Origin of the sequence: Methylotenera sp. (genome assembly GCF_029945705.1) — a bacterium.
Taxonomy (GTDB): Bacteria; Pseudomonadota; Gammaproteobacteria; order Burkholderiales; family Methylophilaceae; genus Methylotenera.
Genome location: NZ_JAQSDC010000047.1, coordinates 19,959 through 41,599 on the forward strand (window position 1 = coordinate 19,959; position 21,641 = coordinate 41,599).

Consider the following 21,641-nt stretch of genomic DNA (forward strand, 5'->3'; position numbering starts at 1 on the left):
ATTTACACAATGCTAACCATTAGGATGTAAACATGAAATTTATTAACTGGGCTACCATTGTTTTTACCGCATTTACGGTGTTGGTCACGGTGGTGTTTTTCGGATGGTGGATGATGAAAGATAGCATCGTTTTTGGCGATGAAAAATTCGACCAAGTGAAATGGATGCAAGGCGCGGCGACAATAGAGCAAGAATGTAAGCGTGGCGATATGGCTTATGACTTACAACAACATGTTCTATCTAAAGGTACTAGCAAAGACTCGGTTGGCGTGTTACTAGGCCGTCCAAGCTATGAAGACGGCAACTCTGTTGAGTATGACTTAGGCAAGTGTATGCATGTTTATCATGGCTTACTACTTTTCTTTGATGAAAATAATCGCTTAATTAATAGTCGTATTTCTTCCCACTAAATTTGCCTAATGGCGATTTAATACCTTGTTTACTGCAGCCGATCACACTTACATGGCACTTGCGTTGCGCCTAGCAGAGCAGGGGTTGTATACCACTCAGCCCAACCCCCGCGTTGGCTGTGTCATTGTTAAAAATCATCAAATTGTAGGGCAGGGTGCGCATCTAAAAGCTGGTGAGCCACATGCGGAGGTGTTTGCTTTACGCGAAGCTGGCATGAACGCGGAAGGTGCTGATGCATATGTCACTCTAGAGCCATGTAATCATCACGGTCGCACGCCGCCTTGTGTCGATGCCTTGATTAATGCTGGTGTTAAGCGAGTAATCGTGGCCATGCAAGACCCGAATCCTTTAGTGGAGGGTAATGGTATCAAGCGCCTCCAAGCAAATGGTATTGAGGTTGATGTTGGGTTGATGGAAGCTGAATCTAAGTCATTAAACCTTGGTTTTATTTCACGCATGACCTCTGCCATGCCTTATGTGCGCTGTAAAGTGGCGGCGAGTTTAGATGGTCGCACGGCACTTAATAATGGCAAAAGCCTGTGGATTACTGGTGAGCCAGCAAGGTTGGATGTTCAACATTGGCGTGCGCAATCATGTGCCATCGTGACTGGCATTGGCACAGTGCTGACAGATAATCCCAGCATGAATGTTCGCTTGGTAAATACAAGTCGCCAGCCCTTACGAGTCATTGTCGATAGCAATCTGCAAACGCCAACAGATTGTAAAATGCTTAATCCTGAGTTGCTTTCTATAAGCCCCGTATTAATTGCTTATGCGCAAGACGCTAACCATAAAGCCGATTTGTTAACAGCTATTGGCGCTCAATTGTTGCATCTTCCTCACGAAAATGGTCGTGTAGATTTACATGTGCTACTTGCTAATCTAGCCTCGCGTGGTGTTAATGAAGTGTTGTTAGAAGCAGGGCAGGGCTTAAACGGCGCTTTTATGCAAGCAGGTTTGATTGATGAGTTTGTTTTCTACTACGCGCCAAAATTGATGGGCGCAGATGCCAAGGCGATGTTTGCTATTCCTGAGTTGGTAGAAATGCAGCAGGCAACGGAACTGCAAATCATTGATGTACGCCAAATTGGGCGCGATATTCGTTTGCGTGCAAAACCTGTTAAAAACTAAGTTAGCCATATGCTGATAGATACCCATTGCCATCTTGATGCGCCTGAGTTTGATGCGGATAGAGACAATATTGCAGAGCAGGCTTTGCAACAAGGGGTTTCAAACATCGTTATACCTGCTGTGGCACGCGAACACTTCGATAGTGTGATTCAGATATGTCTCAAGCATCAACATTGCACCTACGCGCTTGGAATTCATCCCATGTATGTTGATAAATCACAATTGAGTGATATTGAAACTTTAAAAACTTATATTGACAATAATAATCCAGTGGCGATAGGTGAAATTGGCTTGGATTACTTCGTCACTAAAAGTAATCTACAGCTACAAACTTATTTTTTCACAGAGCAATTAAAGCTAGCTAAGCAGCATGATTTACCCGTCATTCTGCATGTTAGAAATGCGATTGACGACGTTTTAAAATATCTTCGTCTATACCAACTGAGCGGCGGTATCGCCCACGCATTTAATGGCAGCTTTCAACAGGCGGAACAATTGATTGCGCTTGGTTTTAAATTGGGATTTGGCGGCGCAATGACTTACAGCCGTGCTTTAAAAATTCGAGAGCTTGCGAGAAAACTACCATTAGAATCTATCGTATTAGAGACAGATTCTCCAGATATACCACCCGAGTGGGTGGGAGCGGAGGGTAGAAATACTCCGCTAGAACTGAATAAAATCGCACAAGTTTTAGCTGATTTAAGAGGTGTCAATGTGGCTCAAGTGCTTGATATAACTAGCGCCAACGCCCTAAAAGTTTTGCCAAAATTAGCTGACTTATGCACACCACCTCATGTGCTACTTTAAGTATTGGTAAAAACCCTTATAAAACAATGTGATTAATTTAACTAATTGATTTATAAGGGTTTAATAATAGGTTAAAATTTAAGCGATTTGAAAAAAGCCTTATAAATTGGTATGTTACATTTTCAAGTCACAGTTATTCACAAAGTTATCCACAGATAATGTGGAGTATATTTTTTATTTCAGGGAACTTTTCGAAAGTCAACTTTTGAATTAACTATTTATGATAATAAACAATCAAAAATTTCGCACAATTTGGCCTAATGATGGTATGGCGGTTGGTGGTAGCTTCGTATCAATTATTGACCAAACAAAATTACCACATACATTTAAAATTGTTGAAATTAACAACATGTCGCAAATGATTGTTGCAATTAAAACCATGCAAGTTCGTGGTGCGCCGTTAATCGGTGCCGCAGCCGCTTATGGTATAGCCTTAGCTATGCAAGAAGATTGTAGCAATGAACATTTGCATCTTGCCGCAACGCAGTTAATACAAAGCCGACCGACAGCAGTTAATTTGCGTTGGGCGGTAGAGCGCATGAAGCTGCTGCTTTTGCCGATGCCTACAGCGCTTCGTTTGCAAGCCGCATGGGAAGAAGCTGCAAAGATTTGTGAGGAAGATGTATTGCTCAATCAGGCTATCGGTCAACACGGTTTGAGTTTAATCCAGAGTCTGCATGCTCAAGACTTAAACGTTCAGAATGGCCGCCAATTCAATATTCTCACGCATTGCAATGCAGGTTGGCTGGCCACTGTGGATTTTGGCACAGCGCTTGCGCCTATCTATGCCGCACACGATGCTGGGGTTAATGTGCATGTATGGGTAGATGAAACCCGTCCACGCAATCAAGGTGCAAGTTTAACGGCTTGGGAATTAGCGCAACATGGCGTGCCGCATACTGTGATTAGTGATAACGCTGGCGGCCATTTAATGCAGCATGGTCAAGTAGATATGGTCATCGTCGGGGCTGATCGCGTAACCAGTTCAGGCGATGTATGCAATAAAATAGGTACCTATTTAAAAGCACTTGCCGCGTTTGATAATCACGTACCATTCTATGCTGCAGTGCCGTCGCCAACGATTGATTGGACTATGCTAAATGGTGTGCAAGAAATTGAGATAGAAGAGCGCGATGGTCGTGAAGTTGTTTGGATGACAGGTATGCTAGCCACAGGCGAAGTTGCTGAGGTGAATATCTTGCCCGTGAATACTCGCGTGGCTAATCCTGCATTTGATGTTACGCCGGCGCGTTTGGTGACAGGGATTATTACCGAACATGGTGTATTTTCGCCAAGTCAGTTAAAAAGCATTCTTTAAATAATTAATTAAAATAAACATTAACTATGCAAAACAAACGTGAGCAATTATTAAACATTAGCCAGCAGTTGGTGAGCATGGGTCTAAACCGAGGCGCGGCGGGCAATGCCAGTGTGCGTGCGAATAATGCTGAGGGTGAAGCAGGTTTTTTAATCACGCCTTCAGGGTTGGCAGCAAATAAAATGACTCCATCCGACATGGTGTGGATGGATTTTGCAGGCAATAAAGTTGGGGGCGTCCGCCATCAAGTGAATGGCGATTCCATTTGGATATTTTGCAGAATAAGCCACAAGTCAATGCGGTGATTCATACGCACAGTATCTATGCCAGCACTTTCAGCACCTTCCGTAAGGACATGCCCCCATTCCACTATATGATTGCCCTAGCTGGTGGAGATAGCGTCCGCTGTGCGCCTTATGCCTTGTTTGGCAGTCAGCAGCTTTCAGATAACGCCATTGAAGCATTAAAAGACCGCAAAGCTTGTTTGTTAGCCAATCACGGCATGATTGCCGTGGGTGAAACTTTAGAAAAAGCGCTGGACATTACCCAGGAAGTGGAAACTTTGTGCGAGCAGTATTTACTTGCCTTACAGGCGGGAGAGCCGCATATTTTAAGCGCTCAAGAGATGTTGGATGTGCAAGAAAAATTCAAGACTTATGGAAGTTGGGCGAAGGCACCCATTGTAGATGGGATTGGTAAAAGCAATGAAAAATAGAGTATAAAGAATTACAAACAAGCGTAGCCTCGATGTAATCGCGGGCTAAACTACAAATCTTGCGCCTGCTTTATCAAGTACAGCTATGCAACTCATTGTAGGAGCGACGTCTCGTCGCGAAGTTATAGTGCAAATCGCGACAATGCGTCGCTCCTACAAAAACCTATTTTAAGCATGATTGAAAATATCAAGTCAATTAATACACTTTTATTTTGCATAACGTTTTGTGAGGCATCTGTTTTGCGGTAAAATCTTATCCCGTCTGCAACAAATAATAAGTGCCTTTCCATGACCAAATATGTATTCGTAACCGGCGGTGTAGTTTCTTCTCTTGGTAAAGGCATCGCTGCCGCTAGCCTTGGCGCTATTCTTGAATCGCGTGGTATTAAAGTGACCATGCTCAAACTTGACCCCTATATTAACGTTGACCCTGGCACGATGTCGCCATTTCAGCATGGTGAAGTGTTTGTCACTGACGATGGCGCAGAAACCGACTTGGATTTAGGCCATTACGAGCGCTTTATTTCACAGCGTATGGCAAAGCGTAACAGCTTTACCACGGGTCAAATTTACGAAACAGTCATTAAAAAAGAACGTCGTGGCGAATATTTAGGTAAAACCGTACAAGTCATCCCGCATATCACTGACGAAATTAAAAATCATATTAAACGCGGCGCAGAAGGCGCCGATGTGGCGATTGTAGAAGTCGGTGGCACGGTGGGTGATATTGAATCACTGCCGTTTTTAGAAGCCATTCGCCAAATGGGTTTTGAAGAGGGCCGTAACAATGCTTGTTATGTGCATTTAACTTTATTACCGTGGATTCCAACTGCTGGCGAGCTTAAAACCAAACCTACACAGCACTCAGTTAAAGAATTACGTCAAATCGGTATTCAGCCAGATATTTTGTTATGCCGCGCTGAGCGCGAAATTCCAGAAGATGAAAAACGCAAAATTGCTTTATTTACCAATGTTGCATATGAGGCAGTGATTAGCGCGATTGATTCAGATTCCATTTATAAGATTCCAGGTCTGTTGCATGAGCAAATGATGGATGAGATTGTTTGCCACAAGCTTAATATTTTGGCTAAAGCAGCTGATTTAACAGCGTGGAAAAATATTGTTACGCGCATAGAAAACCCAAAAAATACCGTTAACATTGCCTTCGTTGGTAAATATGTGGATTTAACAGAGAGCTATAAATCGCTTACTGAAGCTTTAATTCACGCAGGTATTCATACTGAGTCTAAAGTCAAAATTCACTTTATGGATAGTGAAGAGATTGAAAACTCTGGCACAGACTGCTTAAAAGCTATGGATGCAATTTTAATTCCGGGTGGTTTTGGTGTACGTGGTACAGAAGGTAAAATTGCTGCAATTCAATATGCGCGCGAAAATAAACTGCCGTACCTTGGTATTTGTTTAGGTATGCAATTAGCTGTGATTGAGTTTGCCCGCAACGTAGCAGGGTTAACAGGTGCTAACAGTACGGAGTTTGACGCAGAAGCGCCACATAAGCTGATTGGCTTAATTGACGAATGGAAAGACGCCAGCGGTAAAATTGAAAAGCGTGATGAAAACTCTGACCTTGGCGGTACCATGCGTTTAGGCGCGCAAGTTTGTCCAATTGAACCAAACACGTTGGCTGCAAGCATCTATGGTGCTCAAGTGAACGAACGCCATCGCCATCGTTATGAAGTGAATAACAATTACGTGGAGCAATTAAAAGCAGCTGGCTTGGTGATTTCTGCCAGAACGCCAACTGAGCAATTGTGCGAGATGATTGAACTACCAAAAGCAACACATCCTTGGTTTGTGGCGGTGCAGTTTCACCCAGAATTTACTTCTAATCCACGTTCAGGCCATCCGCTATTTACTGCTTATGTGAATGCAGCATTGGCTCACAAAGGCGTTAAGTAAAGCTTTATAAAGCATATTAATAAACACGTATAAATCATTGCGGATTCTTTATTTAGAGTCACCAAATTTTGAGTCGCTAAGTTAGAAAACTAATTTGTATATTGAGGAGTAGTTATGAGCGCAATTGTAGATATTATCGCCCGCGAAATTTTAGATTCTCGTGGCAACCCAACAGTAGAGTGTGATGTATTGCTTGAAAGCGGCGTGATTGGCCGTGCCGCAGTGCCATCAGGTGCTTCTACAGGCGCTAAAGAGGCGATGGAGTTACGTGACGGTGATAAAGCTCGCTATTTAGGTAAAGGTGTTCTGCAAGCAGTTGAGAACGTAAATACCGAAATCACAGAAGCCATCATTGGTCTAGATGCTGAAGAACAAAGCTTTATCGATAAAACATTGATTGAGCTCGATGGCACTGAAAATAAAGACCGTTTAGGTGCTAACTCTATTCTCGCTGTTTCTATGGCTTGCGCGCGTGCGGCGGCTGAAGAAAGTGGTTTGCCTTTGTATCGCTATTTAGGCGGCTCTGGTGCAATGCAATTGCCTACGCCTATGATGAACATCATCAACGGTGGTGCGCATGCTGATAATAGCGTGGATATGCAAGAGTTTATGATTATTCCAGCTGGCTTGCCTTCATTCCGTGAAGCGATGCGTTGCGGTGCGGAAGTATTTCATCAATTGAAAAAAACGTTACATAAAAAAGGTTTAGCAACCACTGTGGGTGATGAAGGTGGTTTTGCACCAAACCTGCCGTCGAACGAAGCGGCTATCCAATTGATTTTAGAAGCGATTTCAGCGGCAGGTTATGAGCCAGGTAAAGATGTTTACTTAGGTTTAGATTGTGCAAGTACTGAGTTTTATAAAGATGGTAAATATCATTTAGAGTCAGAAGGGTTGTCTTTAACTTCAGCACAATTTACTGACTACTTAGCCACTTGGGTTGATAAATATCCAATCATCAGTATTGAAGATGGTATGGGTGAATTTGACTGGGATGGTTGGAAACTATTGACAGACCGCTTAGGTAAAACAACGCAATTAGTGGGTGATGACTTATTCGTGACTAACACGAAAATTTTGCGTGAAGGCATACAGCGTGGTGTGGCTAACTCAGTGTTGATTAAAGTAAACCAAATCGGTACATTGACTGAGACTTTCCAAACCATTGAAATGGCTAAACGTGCGGGTTACACAGCCGTGGTTTCGCATCGTTCAGGTGAAACAGAAGATACGACCATTGCCGATATTTCAGTAGCAACCAATGCGCTGCAAATTAAAACAGGTTCATTGTGCCGTTCTGAGCGTATTGCTAAATATAATCAATTGTTGCGTATTGAAGAAGAGTTGGGCGATGCATCTAGCTATGCTGGTATCGGCGCGTTTTACCAATTATTCAAGTAATTCCAAATGCATTCAACCCGACATGACGTTGAGTCTTCTAGCTGTACTTATTGTACTATCGTCGAAGGCAAGCCTATTCTCAGTTTGAATGCAATTGGAATTGAGTTTATCTGACTTGAAAGCCTTAACGCTCATATTCGTTATCCTCATTGCCTTGCTGCAGTATCCGCTGTGGCTAGGTAAGGGGAGTTGGTTGCGAGTATGGGATTTAAGTCGTCAGCTTGCCACTCAGCAAGAGAAAAATGGCGCTTTAAAAGCACGTAATGAAACATTAGATGCTGAAGTACGTGATTTAAAAAGTGGTAGCGCGGCTATTGAAGAACGTGCTAGAAGTGAGTTAGGTATGATTAAGCAAGATGAGGTTTTTTACCAAGTGCTTGATAATTCAACGCATACTCAGTCAGTTCAACCTAATCAAAACTCTAATCCTAGTGAAGCTTCAAACCAAACGCCTACTAAAGATACGGTGATGCAACGAACTACTAATGCTAAGGCTTTACCATAATTTTCTTAGTAAAATTTCATGTGATAAGTGCTAATTAGCAAGCATCAAGAACCGTTCTCACACGACCACTTAATAAACACTTCAAACGTTTTAATCAACAGTTTCTAATGAGTAGGGTAGTTGCTTGATGCTCAAGGCAATATTTTTCCAATAAATATCAGACTGAGCTAAGTTCTCTAATCGACATTCAGCTAACACCACAAACCCTGTTTCTACCGCTTGCGCACTGCGCACAATCTTACCAATGGCTTGTTGATTCGCATCCATGACATCATCACCAACGGCTGGGCTAACGTCACTGGCAATATGCGCTAGCTGTGTACGGCGTTTTACTTTACCTAAATAATGTGTACGCGCCACAATTTCTTGCCCCGTGTAGCAGCCTTTTTTGTAGTTAATGGCATTTAGCGCATCCAAATTTAGCATCTGCGGTACGAATTCCTCTTGGGTGCTCAGGTAAACATCTGGGATGCCTGCTTGAATTTCTAGCCATTCCCAACAAGATTTACCAACTGGTTTACAGTCTTTTTTCAGTGCTTGCCATAAGCTTTTTGCCTGTTCCGTATTGCAAATAATCTGGTAGCGGGGCATCCCTGCATTAGGTAGGCAAATGATAGTGCCATTTTCAGTACTCATGCTCTCATAAGCAAGTTTAGGCATTGTTACAAAAAACGGAGCAAGTAACTCAGGGATGTTATTGCCACTTAAACCGATTCTGACGTTAGCATCAGATACATCGTTAATCGTTACTTTTGAGCGCATCACGAACATTTTCAAGCGCTTAGCGATGGGTTCTAGTAGCTTTTGGTTGAATTCTAAATGTAGTTTTTGATTGTGTGAAAAAGCAAAAAATAGCGCAAGTAAGCGTCCCTTTGGGCTGCAGTAGCCTGTGTAATGTGCATGGGTGTCATCGAGCAACCTAACATCATTAGTGACTTGACCTTGCAAAAAGGTAACAGCATCATCGCCACTAATTTCTAGCAAGCCTAGATGTGACAAGTCGCAAATAATGTTCTGATTTTGCGTACATACTAATTCGTTTTCTATATTGCCGAATGAGGTGACGGTTTCGTTATTAAATACTGCGCCTTGAATGAATTGATATTCTTGCCAGTCATTGTTTGCCATGTGCTACTCTTCTGATTAATGAATGTTATAAATTGAACTAAGTATATTATATCTTGAAGCCTATTACCCTTATATTCAAGCCCTCGAGCAAGTTAATGGTATTGCTGATATCAGCGGGGCTGTTCTTCAGCGCAATGCTTTTATTGACACCTATTCCGCTTAGTTTAAGTATGCTTTTACTGCTAGCAATAGTGATATTGACTACACATTTTGCCATGCTTAATGGCTTATTAAGTCTGCGTAGGTCTTGTAAGTTACTGCAGATAAATAAAGCAGGTGAATGTCATTTGACGCAAAAGAATGACGAGCGGTTTGCTGTAAAGGTAATGCCAGATAGCTTTGTCAGTGCTTATCTAACTATCTTACATGTTGTACCAGAGGAGTTTAAATGGTTCAAGATTTGGCAAAATCGCTACATTTTGCTGTTGCAAGATAATGCCGATACACAGTCATTTCGCCAGCTAAGAGTTTATTTACGTTGGCATAAAAACGCTGTTAACCATCACCCTAATTTACCTGATTAACAGAGTTTTTAATGTTATTAATTGATGTGATTGTCGTGCGCAATCGCTAGTTCGTTTTTAGTATGTTGTCTTCTAATTGCATTTTTTCTATATAGCTTAAGCGCTTCGCCAATTTGCTGAATTGGATGTTTGCTAAAGTAGGCGGCTAGAAGTAATAAGCCAGCCAAAGAGGCTAACACCCAGCTTAAATCGAATGGTGCAACATCGCGACGTGCCGGTTTTTGATTTTTCATGGCGTCTAATATGGTGTGAACATTTTCACCATCCACATAAGTTGAGCCTACTTCTTTAGCGATACTTTTCATATACTCAGAGTTCAGTTTTGAAATAAAGCGATCTTGTTCACCTGCTACATTATCATCTCTCACGCCAAGATTTGATTCAGAAATTTGTGCAATACCAGGTTGCAGTGCAAAGCTTTCATTTGACCAATATCCAATCAATTGATTTTTTTCACTTAGTTTTGGAATAGCAGCGCCTTTTTCAGAACCTACACCAACTAATAACCAACCATCTGCACCTTGAAAGTTAGTAAGATCTTTGGTGTTAAACGCATGTAATTTGGGCGCTTCTTCACCATCAGTAAAGAATACTACTTGCGCTGTTTCAGGAAAGCTACGAATGGCCCTTGTAATGCTAAACATGCCTTCGCGAATGCGGCTATTACCTGACCAAGCCGTTCTCCAGTCAAGATGGTCAATAGTGTCTTGAATGGCTGCAAAGTTATCGCAGACCTCAATTGGGTTGTATAGTGCAGCAACGCTGACGCCTGCAAACAAGCCAACACTGACTTTAGTACCACAAGGTAGCGAAGAGATAACTTCATGTAGCATGTTTTGTGTATGCGCCATACGCGATATAGGCTTACCATTTTCGGACATGTCTATAGTGTTCATGCTCTGCGTAATATCAGCGACCAATAAATACGTGTAGATATTGTGTTTAACGGGCACAGTGAGGTGGCACATGGACAATACGAGCATTAACATGGCACTACCAAGAAGTGCCGAGTCACGGTGCGTTTTAAAATAGGCGATAAGCTTTTTCATTGAATCAATCTCTATGGTAAGCCAACGGGAATATTACCCATAATCAGACCAGGTGAGTCAGACTCGCCAACACCTGGTGTGACTGTTTCAGGTAACAAGGTAATGACGCGATCTAAATTGCGACGTGTGCCCCAGTTACTATTATCTATTTTGAGTGCTTGTTTATATGAGCTATGAGCTTGAGTTAATAGGTATTCGACTTCATCTCTCACCTTCGGGTCATTACCACCGCTAACTCTTAAGCTCTTTAAGAAAAACATATTGCCGATGTTGTGATGTACCGCAGCACGTTGGCTGGGCGTACCTTTTTCAGTAAGCTGAGAGAACAAAAGGGTAGCTTCCTTATGACGATCATTATTTGCAAGCCAATAAGCGGTTGCAAATTTAGCCTCATAGCTTTGCCTGTCAGTTTGCGGATTTTTGCCAGTGCTGACTGCAAGATTAAATGCATTAATTTGACGTATACGATTGAGTTCTGCTGAAATGCCAACTGCTGATGCCACAGCAACTAAAATGAGTGTAATGGTCAGTTGTTTGACAGTGATAGATTTTAAACGAAGGCTCATATATTTATTTTCCATGTTCTAAATTCCAGATATTTAACGCCAAGTAACAGTGCAATCATGAGTGCTGCAATGATGTAGCAGAGCTGTGTAAAGTCGTGGCCGGGAATTTTTTCCATATATTTAATTGGTTTTTTCTCTTTTTCATTAATGTCAGCTATCGCCTTTGCGAGTGATTTTGGGTCTTCAGCCTCATAAGCGCTAAATGGGCTACGTAGCGTTTTAAAGTATTCATACAGTTCAATCTCTTGAGGCAAAGGCCCTTCTTCTTTAGGTATATACTCATTAAAAATACTGAGGCCACCAGGCTGTCTTAATACAATCCAATACAGTGTGATGTTGTACCTTTGCAGCCACTCGCGCAGTTTTTGTTGCGCAACACCACCCATACGACCACCGCCATCAGACAGCAGAATAATGGCACGTGAACCTGAATCTGGAACGTTTTCAAACAAACTTACAGCGCTGGTTAAGCCGCCACCAATATTTGTTTGGAACAGTGAGTTTCCAGCGGTGGCTTTAATTGCAGCTTGAATTGCTTCACGACTCTCAGTGAGCGGTAGAACATACATGGCTGAGTTACTGAAGGTGATCACACCTATCATGTCGTTTTGCCTAGAGTTAACAAACTCAGTCATCAGTCTGGCCGCGGCTACAGACTTAGACTCGCCGACACGACCTTCAGCTGCACCTTCAGAAAAGGGGTCATCCATACTGGCACTTCTATCAATTACCATGCCAATTTGGGCGCCTATGCCAATACGCTCGACCTTTTGCTCTAAGCTATGTGGGCCTGCTAAGCCAACAAGTATGCTTATTAAACTAACTGTCGCTAAGACTTTAAGTAGTAAACCAATTAAATTCGAAAGCGGGTCGCTTGGCAGCATATCTACCCATGAATAGCTGCGACTATTCGACCGCTCAAGTAAAATTGGCAGCAGTGAAATTGGCAGTAGCCATAACACTAATGGATGCATAAATCCCATCATGCGCTCGCTTCTGGTCTCAAGCCACGTTCACAATCGCGCAATTGGCGGCAAAATTTCATTAACCAAGCTTTTGAGTGTTCATTTAAGTTTTGTGCGGAATCTGGTTCAAAAAACACTTTGCGAGACAAAGCAAAAAACTTTTCTATATCTTGTTTCACTGGTGAAAAAGCTGGTTTATCTTGAATAAAACTATCGACATTATTAGCAAATAAACTTGTACCAGCTGTTTTGTTTAGCGACTCATGAATGCGTGCTGTAGTTTGCTGCAAGCCTGCAGCAGTGTCTGGCATCTTGCGAATATCACGGTACGCTTTTGCGAATGGTGCGCCCATTCTAGGTAACCAAGCATGCATGCCGAAAATATAAAGCAGCCCTAGCAATGATAATGCTAGTAAGCCAATGAGTATTTTCAAAGTCAACTTTTGCTTACTTGAATCGATAAGAAAGGGGGGGGTGAATGGGCTCAGCTCTTCGTTTAGTTTTACAGACCCAAACACAGAAAGTGGCGAAACGCGGAAATTGAAAGAGGGAACACGATATTGCAATATTTCTTTTTTCTCGGTGTTTCTCATTTTAAGAATTTCAGCTCTTAATGCGGCTGGTTTCGCTAACTTGCCAGTGGTAAACACTTGGTAACTTAAATGGATAACGTGCGTTACGCTATCACTATGTTTTATTTCTTCTGAACTGACTTTAGAAAGTTCGATGCCTGAGATCTGACCTTTCCAGCGGTGTTCGTAGCCAACAATAGGGATAGACTCTTTGACCAGTTCATATGGTTGTTTAACGGTAACTGTGATGGTTCTTTCCAATATATCACCGACAACATAACCTGCATCTCGTGTAGGATTGTCTTCTTTAAGAGTGACATATTTTGGATTAATATCTGGCAGCACAACATCCGCTAAAGCGGGCTGACTGATGAGCGATACAAGCATGCTCACCGCTAAGAAAAATTTTGTTTGTATACTTGTTCGCATAAATGTACTCATTAATTAAGCTGCCACATATTGGTGGAAGTATTCGGACAGTTGGTCAGCATCAAAGCTGTTTTCTACAAAAAATGGCTGCATGTCGTAGCGTAAAAACAAGTTCTCAATGGCTATACGTCTATCTGTAAAGCTTTGTAGAATACGGTCGCGATAGGATTTTCGTAAGAATAAAGTGCGTTTTGCACCGGTTTCAGGGTCAGTGACATTGGTGATGCCAAACTCTGGCAAATCGCTATATTCAGAGGAATCCCATAACACTATAGGCACAATATGATGACGTTGCATTAACACCAGCGACTCTTCTAAATCGGCAATTGGCATATGAAAGTCTGACACCATAAAAATGAGTGAGCGTTCGCGGGGCAGTAACCTGACGATTTCCGTTACACCACGGCTGCCTACTTCTTCTGTTTCGTAAGTTCTTAAGCTTTCAGCCATTTCAACGGTGGTATGAGGTCTTGCTGAGAGTGTGCATAACCAATCTTCACGCACTACATCGTCAAAGCCGATAAACCCAACTAAATCGCGATTACGAGTGGCAGATTGTGCAACTGACTGCGCAATATCTGCAGCAATCTCAATCTTTTTCTGAGTGCTGCCATCTTGCTTAGTACTGGCGTATTGCATAGAGCCAGACATATCACACAGTACAAACACTGGCGTGACGCTTTTTTGATTAAAAATACGCACATGCACTTGCTCAAGCGGGTCACGTATGGTTTGGCGTATGTCTATGCGACGCGGATCAGGGTAAGCGAGCAGCGTGGTATGTCCGCGAAACTCCATGCCCATGCCGCGCTGGTTGCTTTTGTGTCTGCCTGGTCTACGTGAGCGTGAGCGCCACGCAATGTGATAGCTGAATTCTTTTATATGCTCTTGTGACATTTGAATTGCACCTACTTAATGAGTCTATGTCGGGTTTTAACCAGACATGTCAGACTTAAATCTAAACTGTAAAAGCTTTGAGTGATTGCGTTCATTAGCTAGTTATTATTTAAATTAAGGCGCTGCAATCGCATGAATGATGCCGCTCAACATATCGCGTGCAATCTCAGTACGGCGCATTTCATACACTGGGCTGAATACCAAACGATGCGCAACAGTTGCATGGAACACATCATGAATATCTTCTGGTAATACGGCAGTGCGTTCATTCAACCATGCATTTACACGCGCTGCACGCAACACCATCGCCATACCGCGTGGACTGGCACCAGATAACACCAAACGGTTCATATCTACACCAGAAACTTTTACACCAAAATCTGTTGGCGTTTTAGTTGCACGCCATAAGTTAAGTACATAACTGCGTAAAGTAGGGCTTGCAGAAATGCTGTTCTGTAAAGTGCTAGCAAACTTGTTTAACTGGTCAAATTGCAAAATATTTTCAGGTACGTTTGAAACTAGAGCATCTGCATCGTGGAAACGCGTATCAAATACGAGTGACTCCATAATGCTGTCGTCATTTGGCACCACAATTGGAATTTCCATCATAAAACGGTCACGTGCAGCTGATGGAATGTCGAAAGTCTCTTCTTTTTCAACTTGGTTACGGTCAGCAAAAACCAGCATGTGTGGAAAATGATGCTCTTTGTTAAATGCGGTCAGTGTACGTTCTGCCATGACACGTAGTAATAAAGAGTGAACTTGAGGGCGCGCGCGGTTAATCTCGTTAAAGAAGAATACGGATAAATTTTCACCAGACATCAAAATAGGGCCAGGGCTCACGTGAGGTTTACCATCTTCACCAAGATAGGTGTGATACACCAAATCGTTAGGCATCAAGTCAATGGTACCTTCAATACGCTGATAGCCACCACCGATGCCACGTGTAAATGCACGCAGCAGTGTGGTTTTACCAACACCGACATCACCTTCAAGCAACACATGTCCGCGTGCAAAAATTGAAGTAGTAATCAAGCGAACTGGAGTGTGCTGGCCCACAATCACTTTGTTAACTTCAGACTCTAAGGTAAGTGCATGATTGCGCCAATCGGCTAGTTGTATATCGCTCATTTAATGTGCCCTAAGTAAGTGATGAGTAGTAATTGATTTGTTGGAATTTGTAACAGAATGTAGCTAGTGTAATTGTTTTATTTGAAGGTGTAAACAGATCTGTATACACCTAATTAAAATTTATTAAACTTAAGCAGTATTTAAAGAAAGTATCCAGTTAAATTTGAGCTGAATCTCCTAATAAATTTTCTCATGTTAGATGCGTCGAATGCTCGGCACGATTGGCTTTGCGGCGCTACTATATTTTAAGTAGGATCCTATTTTAATCTTAGCTGTACGGCTACTTTGGTAATCGAAAAGCAACTTAATGCCATAAAAAATCCCGCAACACAGTTTATTATGTTGCGGGTTGAATGGGCGATAATTTGGAGATCTTCGCTAAGATGTATTTAAGCAATACATATGCCTAAAATTAACTATCATTTATTCAATAGCTTAGTCATCAGTGATGAGTCGCACTCGGCTGTATATAGCCAATATTTGGTTGTTGTAGTTGTAAATAACCACCATATTTTGTTGATGTTATAATTTGATTTACAACAAAAAATGCTGGTAAAGCGTGAATAAGGCTTTCGCTAAATTGGATTTACGGCGAAAATAGCAGCTTAGATAATTATTTTTAGAATAAAAAACATGCAAAAACAAAGCAGCTTTACAAAAGAAGAGTTACTTAAGTGTGGCAGGGGTGAAATGTTTGGCGAGGGTAATGCACAATTACCATTGCCACCAATGCTAATGTTTGATCGCATTGTTTCTATCACTGATGATGGTGGTAAGTATGGTAATGGTCAAATTATTGCCGAGTTAGATATCAACCCTGATCTATGGTTTTTTCAATGCCATTTCACTGGTGATCCTGTGATGCCTGGCTGCTTGGGTTTAGATGCCATGTGGCAGTTAGTTGGTTTTTATTTAGGTTGGGCGGGTGGCCCTGGTCGTGGTCGAGCACTTGGTGCTGGCGAAGTGAAATTTACTGGACAAGTGTTGCCAACCGCTAAAATGGCAACCTATACTATTGATTTAAAACGTGTGATTATGCGTAAATTAGTGATGGGTGTGGCTGATGCCACCATGAGTTTAGATGGTCGTGAAATATATGCGGCTAATGATTTGCGTGTAGGTTTATTCACGCGAACAGACAATTTTTAAGCATTATCTTAATACAATAAAAAAATAATTTGAGGGAGCACGAAATGCGTCGTGTAGTGATTACTGGAATGGGGATTGTATCCAGTCTGGGTAATAACAAAGCTGAGGTGCTGGCTAGTTTACAAGCTGGCAAATCAGGTATTACTTATCAACCTGAATATGCTGAGCGCGGTTTGCGTTCTCATGTGGCTGGATCAATTAAAAATCTTAATGTTGAAGAGCTGATCGATCGCAAACTGCTGCGCTTTATGGCTAAAGGGCATGCTTACGCTTGGCTTGCTATGCAAGAAGCGATTGCGGATGCTAGTTTGCCAGAAGAGCAGGTTTCAAATGTTCGCACAGGCTTAATTGTGGGCGCTGGCGGCACTTCAACTGAAAGCATGTTGGAATCAACCAATATTTTGGCAGAAAAAGGCATACGTCGTGTAGGGCCTTACATGGTGACAAAAACCATGTCTAGTGGCATTGCTGCTTGCTTGGCCACAGGTGCAAAAATCAAAGGTGTGAATTACGGCATCAGCTCAGCATGCTCTACCAGTGCACATTGTATCGGTGCGGGTGTTGAACAGATTCAACTAGGTAAACAAGATATTGTGTTTGCTGGCGGCGGTGAAGAAGAGCATTGGACAATGTCATTTTTATTCGATGCAATGGGCGCGCTCAGTAGTAAATATAATGAAACACCAGATAAAGCCTCTCGAACCTATGATGCTGATCGTGATGGTTTTGTGATTTCAGGTGGCGGCGGTATTGTTGTGTTGGAAGAGTTCGAGCACGCCAAAGCACGTGGTGCAAAAATCTATGCAGAAGTCATTGGTTACGGCGCGACATCTGATGGATATGACATGGTTGCACCTAGCGGTGAAGGTGCAGTACGCTGTATGCGCCTAGCGTTAGAAGGCATTGCTGACAACATTGATTATATTAATACGCATGGTACAAGCACGCCAGTAGGCGACACTAAAGAGCTTGAAGCGATTCGCGAAGTATTTGGCGATAATGGCAGAAAACAAAATCCTGCAATTGCATCGACTAAGTCGCTTTCAGGTCATGCTTTAGGAGCAGCTGGTGTGAATGAGGCGATTTATACATTGCTGATGATGGAAAACAACTTTATTGCCGCTTCTGCGAATATCGATAATTTAGATCCAGGTGCAGAAGGCTTGAATATTGTGCGCACGCGCATTGATAACGTTAAAATTGAAACGGCATTGTCTAATAGTTTTGGTTTTGGCGGTACAAATGCGACATTAACCTTGTCAACAAAAAACCTTTAGTTTGCGTTCTTAAATCGAGATTAATCACTTCTAATGGTAAGTCATGAAATTTAAGTCGTTCTTATTGTTGGTTATATGCTTGATTACTACGTTTCTGAGCGGTTGCGCCATGATGGGCGACCGCACGGTTAATATATCAGAGGCGCAATTACAGAAAAAACTAAATGAGCGCCTATCGATTCCAATATCATTGCTAAAGATATTTGATGTCAATTTAAGTAATTCAACCGTGAAGTTTGATAATAAGACTGGACGTATGGTCACCAGTCTAGATACTAGATTGAGCAGTATTTTAAGTAATAAAGTGCTGACAGGAAAGATGGATATTTCTGGAAAGCTACGCTTTGATGCGGCGACGAACTCAATTGTATTGGATGATCCAAAAGTAGAAAGTCTAAATTTAGATGGTTTGGGTAGTAAATATGGCGAACTTTTCAATTTAATCGCGCAAAAACTGGGTGGTGAAATGTTAAACGGATTGCCTTTGTACACAGTCAAGCCGCAAGATTTAACCGTGGGTTCAACGCAATACAGCCCGAAAGATATGCAAATCACTGACAAAGGTTTGCAAATTACACTGAGTCCAGTCAGATAGCGCTGTAGAGTACACCTTATAAAATCAGGGCCGCCAGTACATTGCGGCCTTCACTCATCAAAATGTTATAGGTTCTACAAGCTGCCGCAGTGGTCATACACTCAATCGGAATACCTTTGGCAGCAAGGGCTTGATAGGTCTTAGGATGTAAAAACTGGTGCTTCTCTCCTACTCCCAACAGCACCACTTCTGAATTAAATTCAGCAATTTTTGACAAATGTTGTTCTGATAAATCAGGAAAGCTTTTTACATTCCAATCAAGAATAAGCTCTTGCGGCATGACAATTAAACTTCCAGTGTGACGCCGCTTATTCACTTCGATATAACTTTCGCTATACCCAGTAATCAAATTGTTATTTTCAGCTGTGGTTAAATGTAGTTTCATGGTGAGTGTTTCATTGCCGGGTTTAATTGATAGATACTGCCATTCTAATGTAAACTAACGCCTTTAACTATTGTGCTTTTAAAGCAAAAATAAGCGCGCTATGCAGCCAATTCAATCAAGCTCTGCAACACAACAAGATATTGTTCAGCCTATCAATCCAGGTCAGCAGAAAGAGCTAGCCAAATCTAATAAGCTTGCTAACGTATGTTACGACATTCGTGGGCCCGTGCTGCAGCGCGCTCGTCAAATGGAAGACGAAGGTCAGCGCATTATCAAGCTGAATATTGGTAATCCAGGCGTGTTCGGCTTGGATGTGCCTGAAGAGATGATGCAAGACGTGATGCGCAACATGAGCAAAGCGGGTGTTTATACTGATAGCAAAGGTTTGTTTGAGCCGCGTAAGTCCATTATGCATTACACGCAAAGTAAGCATATTGCTGGTGTAACAGTGGATGACATCATTATCGGTAACGGTGTTTCTGAGCTGATTGTCATAGCAATGCAAGGCCTGCTTAACAATGGTGATCAAGTGTTAGTGCCAATGCCAGATTATCCTCTTTGGACAGCTGCAGTCACTTTGGCGGGCGGTACAGCACGTCATTACTTGTGTGATGAAGAAACTGGCTGGTTGCCAGATTTGAAGGATATGGAAGCGAAAATCACCGCAAATACACGCGGCATTGTGGTGATTAATCCAAACAACCCAACTGGCGCTTTGTATCCGCGTGAAACCTTAGAAGGCATTATTGAAATTGCACGTCATCATGGCTTGGTGATTTTTGCTGATGAAATTTACGACAAAGTGTTGTTTGATGGTAATACGCACACATCAATTGCTTCATTGGCAGATGATGTGTTGTTTGTGACCTTTAACGGTTTATCAAAAAACTATCGTGCATGTGGTTATCGTGCAGGGTGGATGATATTAAGCGGTGAAAAAAAACATGCTAAGGATTATATTGAAGGCCTAAACATGTTGGCCTCTATGCGTTTGTGTGCCAACGTACCAGGTCAGTTGGCCATTCAAACTGCATTAGGTGGCTATCAAAGTATTGATGATTTAGTCGCACCAGAAGGTCGCTTATGCAAGCAGCGTGACACAGCTTATGAGTTGTTAACTGCAATTCCTGGTGTGACGTGTACCAAACCTGCGGCGGCAATGTATTTGTTTCCAAAGTTAGACCCAACAATCTATCCGATAAAAGACGATCAGCAATTCATTCTGGATTTATTGCTAGAAGAAAAGGTATTACTTGTTCAGGGTACTGGCTTTAACTGGCGTACACCTGATCATTTCCGCGTGGTGTTTTTACCTAATGTGGACGATTTAACCGAAGCGATTCATCGCATCGCAAGATTTTTAGAAAATTATAGAAAAAAGCATGGAGCTAAAGTTTGAAGCAACTTAATGTAGGCCTTTTGGGCATCGGCACTGTAGGTGGTGGTACTTATACAGTTTTAACACGTAATGCAGAGGAAATTACCCGTCGTACTGGTGTGGCGATTAACGTTGTGCAAGTGGCGGATAGAAATCTCGATCATGCTACAGCGATAACAGGTGGCAAGCTTGATATTACCAATGACGCTTTTGCGGTGGTGAATAATCCTAATGTAGATGTTGTGGTTGAGCTAATTGGCGGCTACACCTTAAGCAAAGAGCTTGTGCTTAAAGCCATTGAAAATGGCAAACATGTTGTGACTGCTAACAAAGCTTTGTTAGCCACGCATGGTAATGAGATTTTTTCTGCTGCGCAATCCAAAGGCGTGATTGTGGCTTATGAAGCGGCAGTTGCTGGCGGCATACCCATCATCAAAGCCTTGCGTGAAGGTTTAGGTGCAAACAAAATTGAATGGGTGGCGGGCATTATTAACGGCACTACTAATTTTATCCTCACTGAAATGCGTGAAAAAGGCTTGGCGTTTGCTGATGTATTAGGCGAAGCGCAACGTTTAGGTTATGCAGAAGCTGACCCTACTTTTGATGTGGAAGGCATTGATGCTGCGCATAAGTTAACGATTATGTCTGCGATTGCATTTGGCATGCCAATGAAGTTTGAGCAAGCTTATACAGAAGGCATCACTAAGCTTCAACAAACCGATATTAAGTATGCTGAAGAGCTAGGCTACAGAGTGAAATTGCTTGGAATTACTAAGTGTACTGAAGCTGGTGTTGAGTTGCGTGTACACCCGACTTTAATCCCAGAGAAGCGTTTGGTGGCTAATGTAAACGGTGCTATGAACGCCGTAGTTGTGAAGGGCGATGCAGTCGGTCCAACTCTCTATTACGGTGCTGGCGCTGGCGCTGAGCCAACGGCTAGTTCAGTGGTGGCAGATTTAATGGATGTTGCACGTTTAAGCAGCGCAAGTGTTGAGCAACGGGTGCCATATCTAGGCTTTCAAGCTGGTCAGCTTAATGATTTGCCGATTCTACCTATTAGTGAAGTGAATAGTGCTTACTACTTGCGCTTGCGTGTTTCTGACAAGCCAGGCGTTTTAGCTGGTGTGACGAAAATATTGGCAGATCGCAATATTTCAATTGATGCGATGTTGCAAAAAGAGCCAGATGACAATGAAACTGAAGCCGATATTGTGATTTTGACGCATATCACCGTAGAAAAGAATATGGATGCAGGTATCGCTGAAATTGAAGCTTTACCCGCAATTGTAGGCAAAGTGGTTAAATTGCGTATGGAAGAATTAGGCAAGTAACTATCAATAAGTAGCTACATGCAAGTAACTATAGTTAAGTAAATTAGGTTAGTGAAT

Annotated in this window: 21 protein-coding genes and 1 pseudogene; 14 read left to right on the top strand and 8 right to left on the bottom strand. The window is 42.2% G+C overall.

Features of this window, described 5'->3' with window-relative positions; translation table 11 throughout:
* Positions 1-32: 32 nt before the first annotated feature.
* From PSU78_RS10120 to ftsB, 8 genes and pseudogenes are all read left to right on the top strand, one after another.
* The gene (locus PSU78_RS10120) at positions 33-410 is read left to right on the top strand and encodes a hypothetical protein (RefSeq protein ID WP_300387611.1); all 378 of its coding nucleotides are present in this window, start codon (positions 33-35) and stop codon (positions 408-410) included.
* A 25-nt stretch (positions 411-435) separates the two neighbouring features.
* Entirely contained in the window at positions 436-1,542 is a 1,107-nt protein-coding gene (gene ribD / locus PSU78_RS10125) for a bifunctional diaminohydroxyphosphoribosylaminopyrimidine deaminase/5-amino-6-(5-phosphoribosylamino)uracil reductase RibD (protein ID WP_300387612.1), read from the top strand.
* A gap of 9 nt (positions 1,543-1,551) precedes the next feature.
* Entirely contained in the window at positions 1,552-2,349 is a 798-nt protein-coding gene (locus tag PSU78_RS10130; RefSeq protein ID WP_300387613.1) for a TatD family hydrolase, read from the top strand.
* Positions 2,350-2,569: 220 nt separating this feature from the next.
* Positions 2,570-3,667, top strand: a complete 1,098-nt coding sequence (gene mtnA / locus PSU78_RS10135; RefSeq protein WP_300387614.1) for an S-methyl-5-thioribose-1-phosphate isomerase — start codon at positions 2,570-2,572, stop codon at positions 3,665-3,667.
* A gap of 26 nt (positions 3,668-3,693) precedes the next feature.
* Positions 3,694-4,382: pseudogene (locus PSU78_RS10140) on the top strand (class II aldolase/adducin family protein).
* Between the two features lie 288 nt (positions 4,383-4,670).
* Complete coding sequence (locus PSU78_RS10145) at positions 4,671-6,302, top strand: CTP synthase (protein ID WP_300387615.1); 1,632 nt, start codon at positions 4,671-4,673, stop codon at positions 6,300-6,302.
* Between the two features lie 114 nt (positions 6,303-6,416).
* The gene (gene eno, locus PSU78_RS10150) at positions 6,417-7,703 is read left to right on the top strand and encodes a phosphopyruvate hydratase (protein WP_300387616.1); all 1,287 of its coding nucleotides are present in this window, start codon (positions 6,417-6,419) and stop codon (positions 7,701-7,703) included.
* Positions 7,704-7,818: 115 nt separating this feature from the next.
* Positions 7,819-8,208, top strand: a complete 390-nt coding sequence (gene ftsB / locus PSU78_RS10155) for a cell division protein FtsB (protein ID WP_300387751.1) — start codon at positions 7,819-7,821, stop codon at positions 8,206-8,208.
* Between the two features lie 90 nt (positions 8,209-8,298).
* On the opposite strand, the gene PSU78_RS10160 is transcribed toward ftsB, so the two are convergent.
* Positions 8,299-9,336 carry a folate-binding protein gene (locus tag PSU78_RS10160; protein WP_300387617.1) on the bottom strand — a complete coding sequence of 346 codons (1,038 nt, stop codon included), beginning with the start codon at positions 9,334-9,336 and terminating at the stop codon, positions 8,299-8,301.
* A gap of 53 nt (positions 9,337-9,389) precedes the next feature.
* On the opposite strand from PSU78_RS10160, the gene PSU78_RS10165 reads away from it, so the two are divergent.
* Positions 9,390-9,860 carry a protein YgfX gene (locus PSU78_RS10165; RefSeq protein WP_367186346.1) on the top strand — a complete coding sequence of 157 codons (471 nt, stop codon included), beginning with the start codon at positions 9,390-9,392 and terminating at the stop codon, positions 9,858-9,860.
* Between the two features lie 17 nt (positions 9,861-9,877).
* Here PSU78_RS10165 and PSU78_RS10170 read toward each other — a convergent pair whose 3' ends face one another.
* From PSU78_RS10170 to PSU78_RS10195, 6 genes are all read right to left on the bottom strand, one after another.
* Entirely contained in the window at positions 9,878-10,909 is a 1,032-nt protein-coding gene (locus tag PSU78_RS10170; RefSeq protein WP_300387619.1) for a VWA domain-containing protein, read from the bottom strand.
* An 11-nt stretch (positions 10,910-10,920) separates the two neighbouring features.
* The gene (locus PSU78_RS10175) at positions 10,921-11,475 is read right to left on the bottom strand and encodes a hypothetical protein (protein ID WP_300387620.1); all 555 of its coding nucleotides are present in this window, start codon (positions 11,473-11,475) and stop codon (positions 10,921-10,923) included.
* Entirely contained in the window at positions 11,472-12,458 is a 987-nt protein-coding gene (locus PSU78_RS10180) for a vWA domain-containing protein (protein ID WP_300387753.1), read from the bottom strand. The genes PSU78_RS10175 and PSU78_RS10180 overlap by 4 nt, the downstream gene beginning before the upstream one ends.
* Entirely contained in the window at positions 12,458-13,453 is a 996-nt protein-coding gene (locus tag PSU78_RS10185) for a hypothetical protein (RefSeq protein ID WP_300387621.1), read from the bottom strand. The genes PSU78_RS10180 and PSU78_RS10185 overlap by 1 nt, the downstream gene beginning before the upstream one ends.
* A gap of 3 nt (positions 13,454-13,456) precedes the next feature.
* A complete protein-coding gene (locus tag PSU78_RS10190) occupies positions 13,457-14,338 on the bottom strand; it encodes a DUF58 domain-containing protein (RefSeq protein WP_300387622.1) in 882 nt (293 codons plus the stop codon).
* Between the two features lie 114 nt (positions 14,339-14,452).
* A complete protein-coding gene (locus tag PSU78_RS10195) occupies positions 14,453-15,469 on the bottom strand; it encodes a MoxR family ATPase (protein ID WP_300387623.1) in 1,017 nt (338 codons plus the stop codon).
* Between the two features lie 633 nt (positions 15,470-16,102).
* On the opposite strand from PSU78_RS10195, the gene fabA reads away from it, so the two are divergent.
* From fabA to PSU78_RS10210, 3 genes are read left to right on the top strand one after another with little or no spacing between them, the layout of a single operon-like run.
* On the top strand, positions 16,103-16,618 hold the full coding sequence (gene fabA, locus PSU78_RS10200; protein ID WP_300387625.1) for a 3-hydroxyacyl-[acyl-carrier-protein] dehydratase FabA: 516 nt from the start codon (positions 16,103-16,105) through the stop codon (positions 16,616-16,618).
* A 44-nt stretch (positions 16,619-16,662) separates the two neighbouring features.
* A complete protein-coding gene (gene fabB, locus PSU78_RS10205) occupies positions 16,663-17,895 on the top strand; it encodes a beta-ketoacyl-ACP synthase I (RefSeq protein WP_300387627.1) in 1,233 nt (410 codons plus the stop codon).
* 43 nt (positions 17,896-17,938) lie between these two features.
* Positions 17,939-18,490 carry a DUF1439 domain-containing protein gene (locus tag PSU78_RS10210; protein ID WP_300387629.1) on the top strand — a complete coding sequence of 184 codons (552 nt, stop codon included), beginning with the start codon at positions 17,939-17,941 and terminating at the stop codon, positions 18,488-18,490.
* A 16-nt stretch (positions 18,491-18,506) separates the two neighbouring features.
* On the opposite strand, the gene PSU78_RS10215 is transcribed toward PSU78_RS10210, so the two are convergent.
* Entirely contained in the window at positions 18,507-18,875 is a 369-nt protein-coding gene (locus tag PSU78_RS10215; RefSeq protein ID WP_300387630.1) for an Mth938-like domain-containing protein, read from the bottom strand.
* Between the two features lie 100 nt (positions 18,876-18,975).
* On the opposite strand from PSU78_RS10215, the gene PSU78_RS10220 reads away from it, so the two are divergent.
* Positions 18,976-20,274, top strand: a complete 1,299-nt coding sequence (locus tag PSU78_RS10220) for a pyridoxal phosphate-dependent aminotransferase (RefSeq protein ID WP_300387632.1) — start codon at positions 18,976-18,978, stop codon at positions 20,272-20,274.
* On the top strand, positions 20,271-21,584 hold the full coding sequence (locus PSU78_RS10225; RefSeq protein WP_300387634.1) for a homoserine dehydrogenase: 1,314 nt from the start codon (positions 20,271-20,273) through the stop codon (positions 21,582-21,584). Before PSU78_RS10220 ends, PSU78_RS10225 begins: the two co-directional genes overlap by 4 nt.
* The last annotated feature ends 57 nt before the right edge of the window (positions 21,585-21,641 follow it).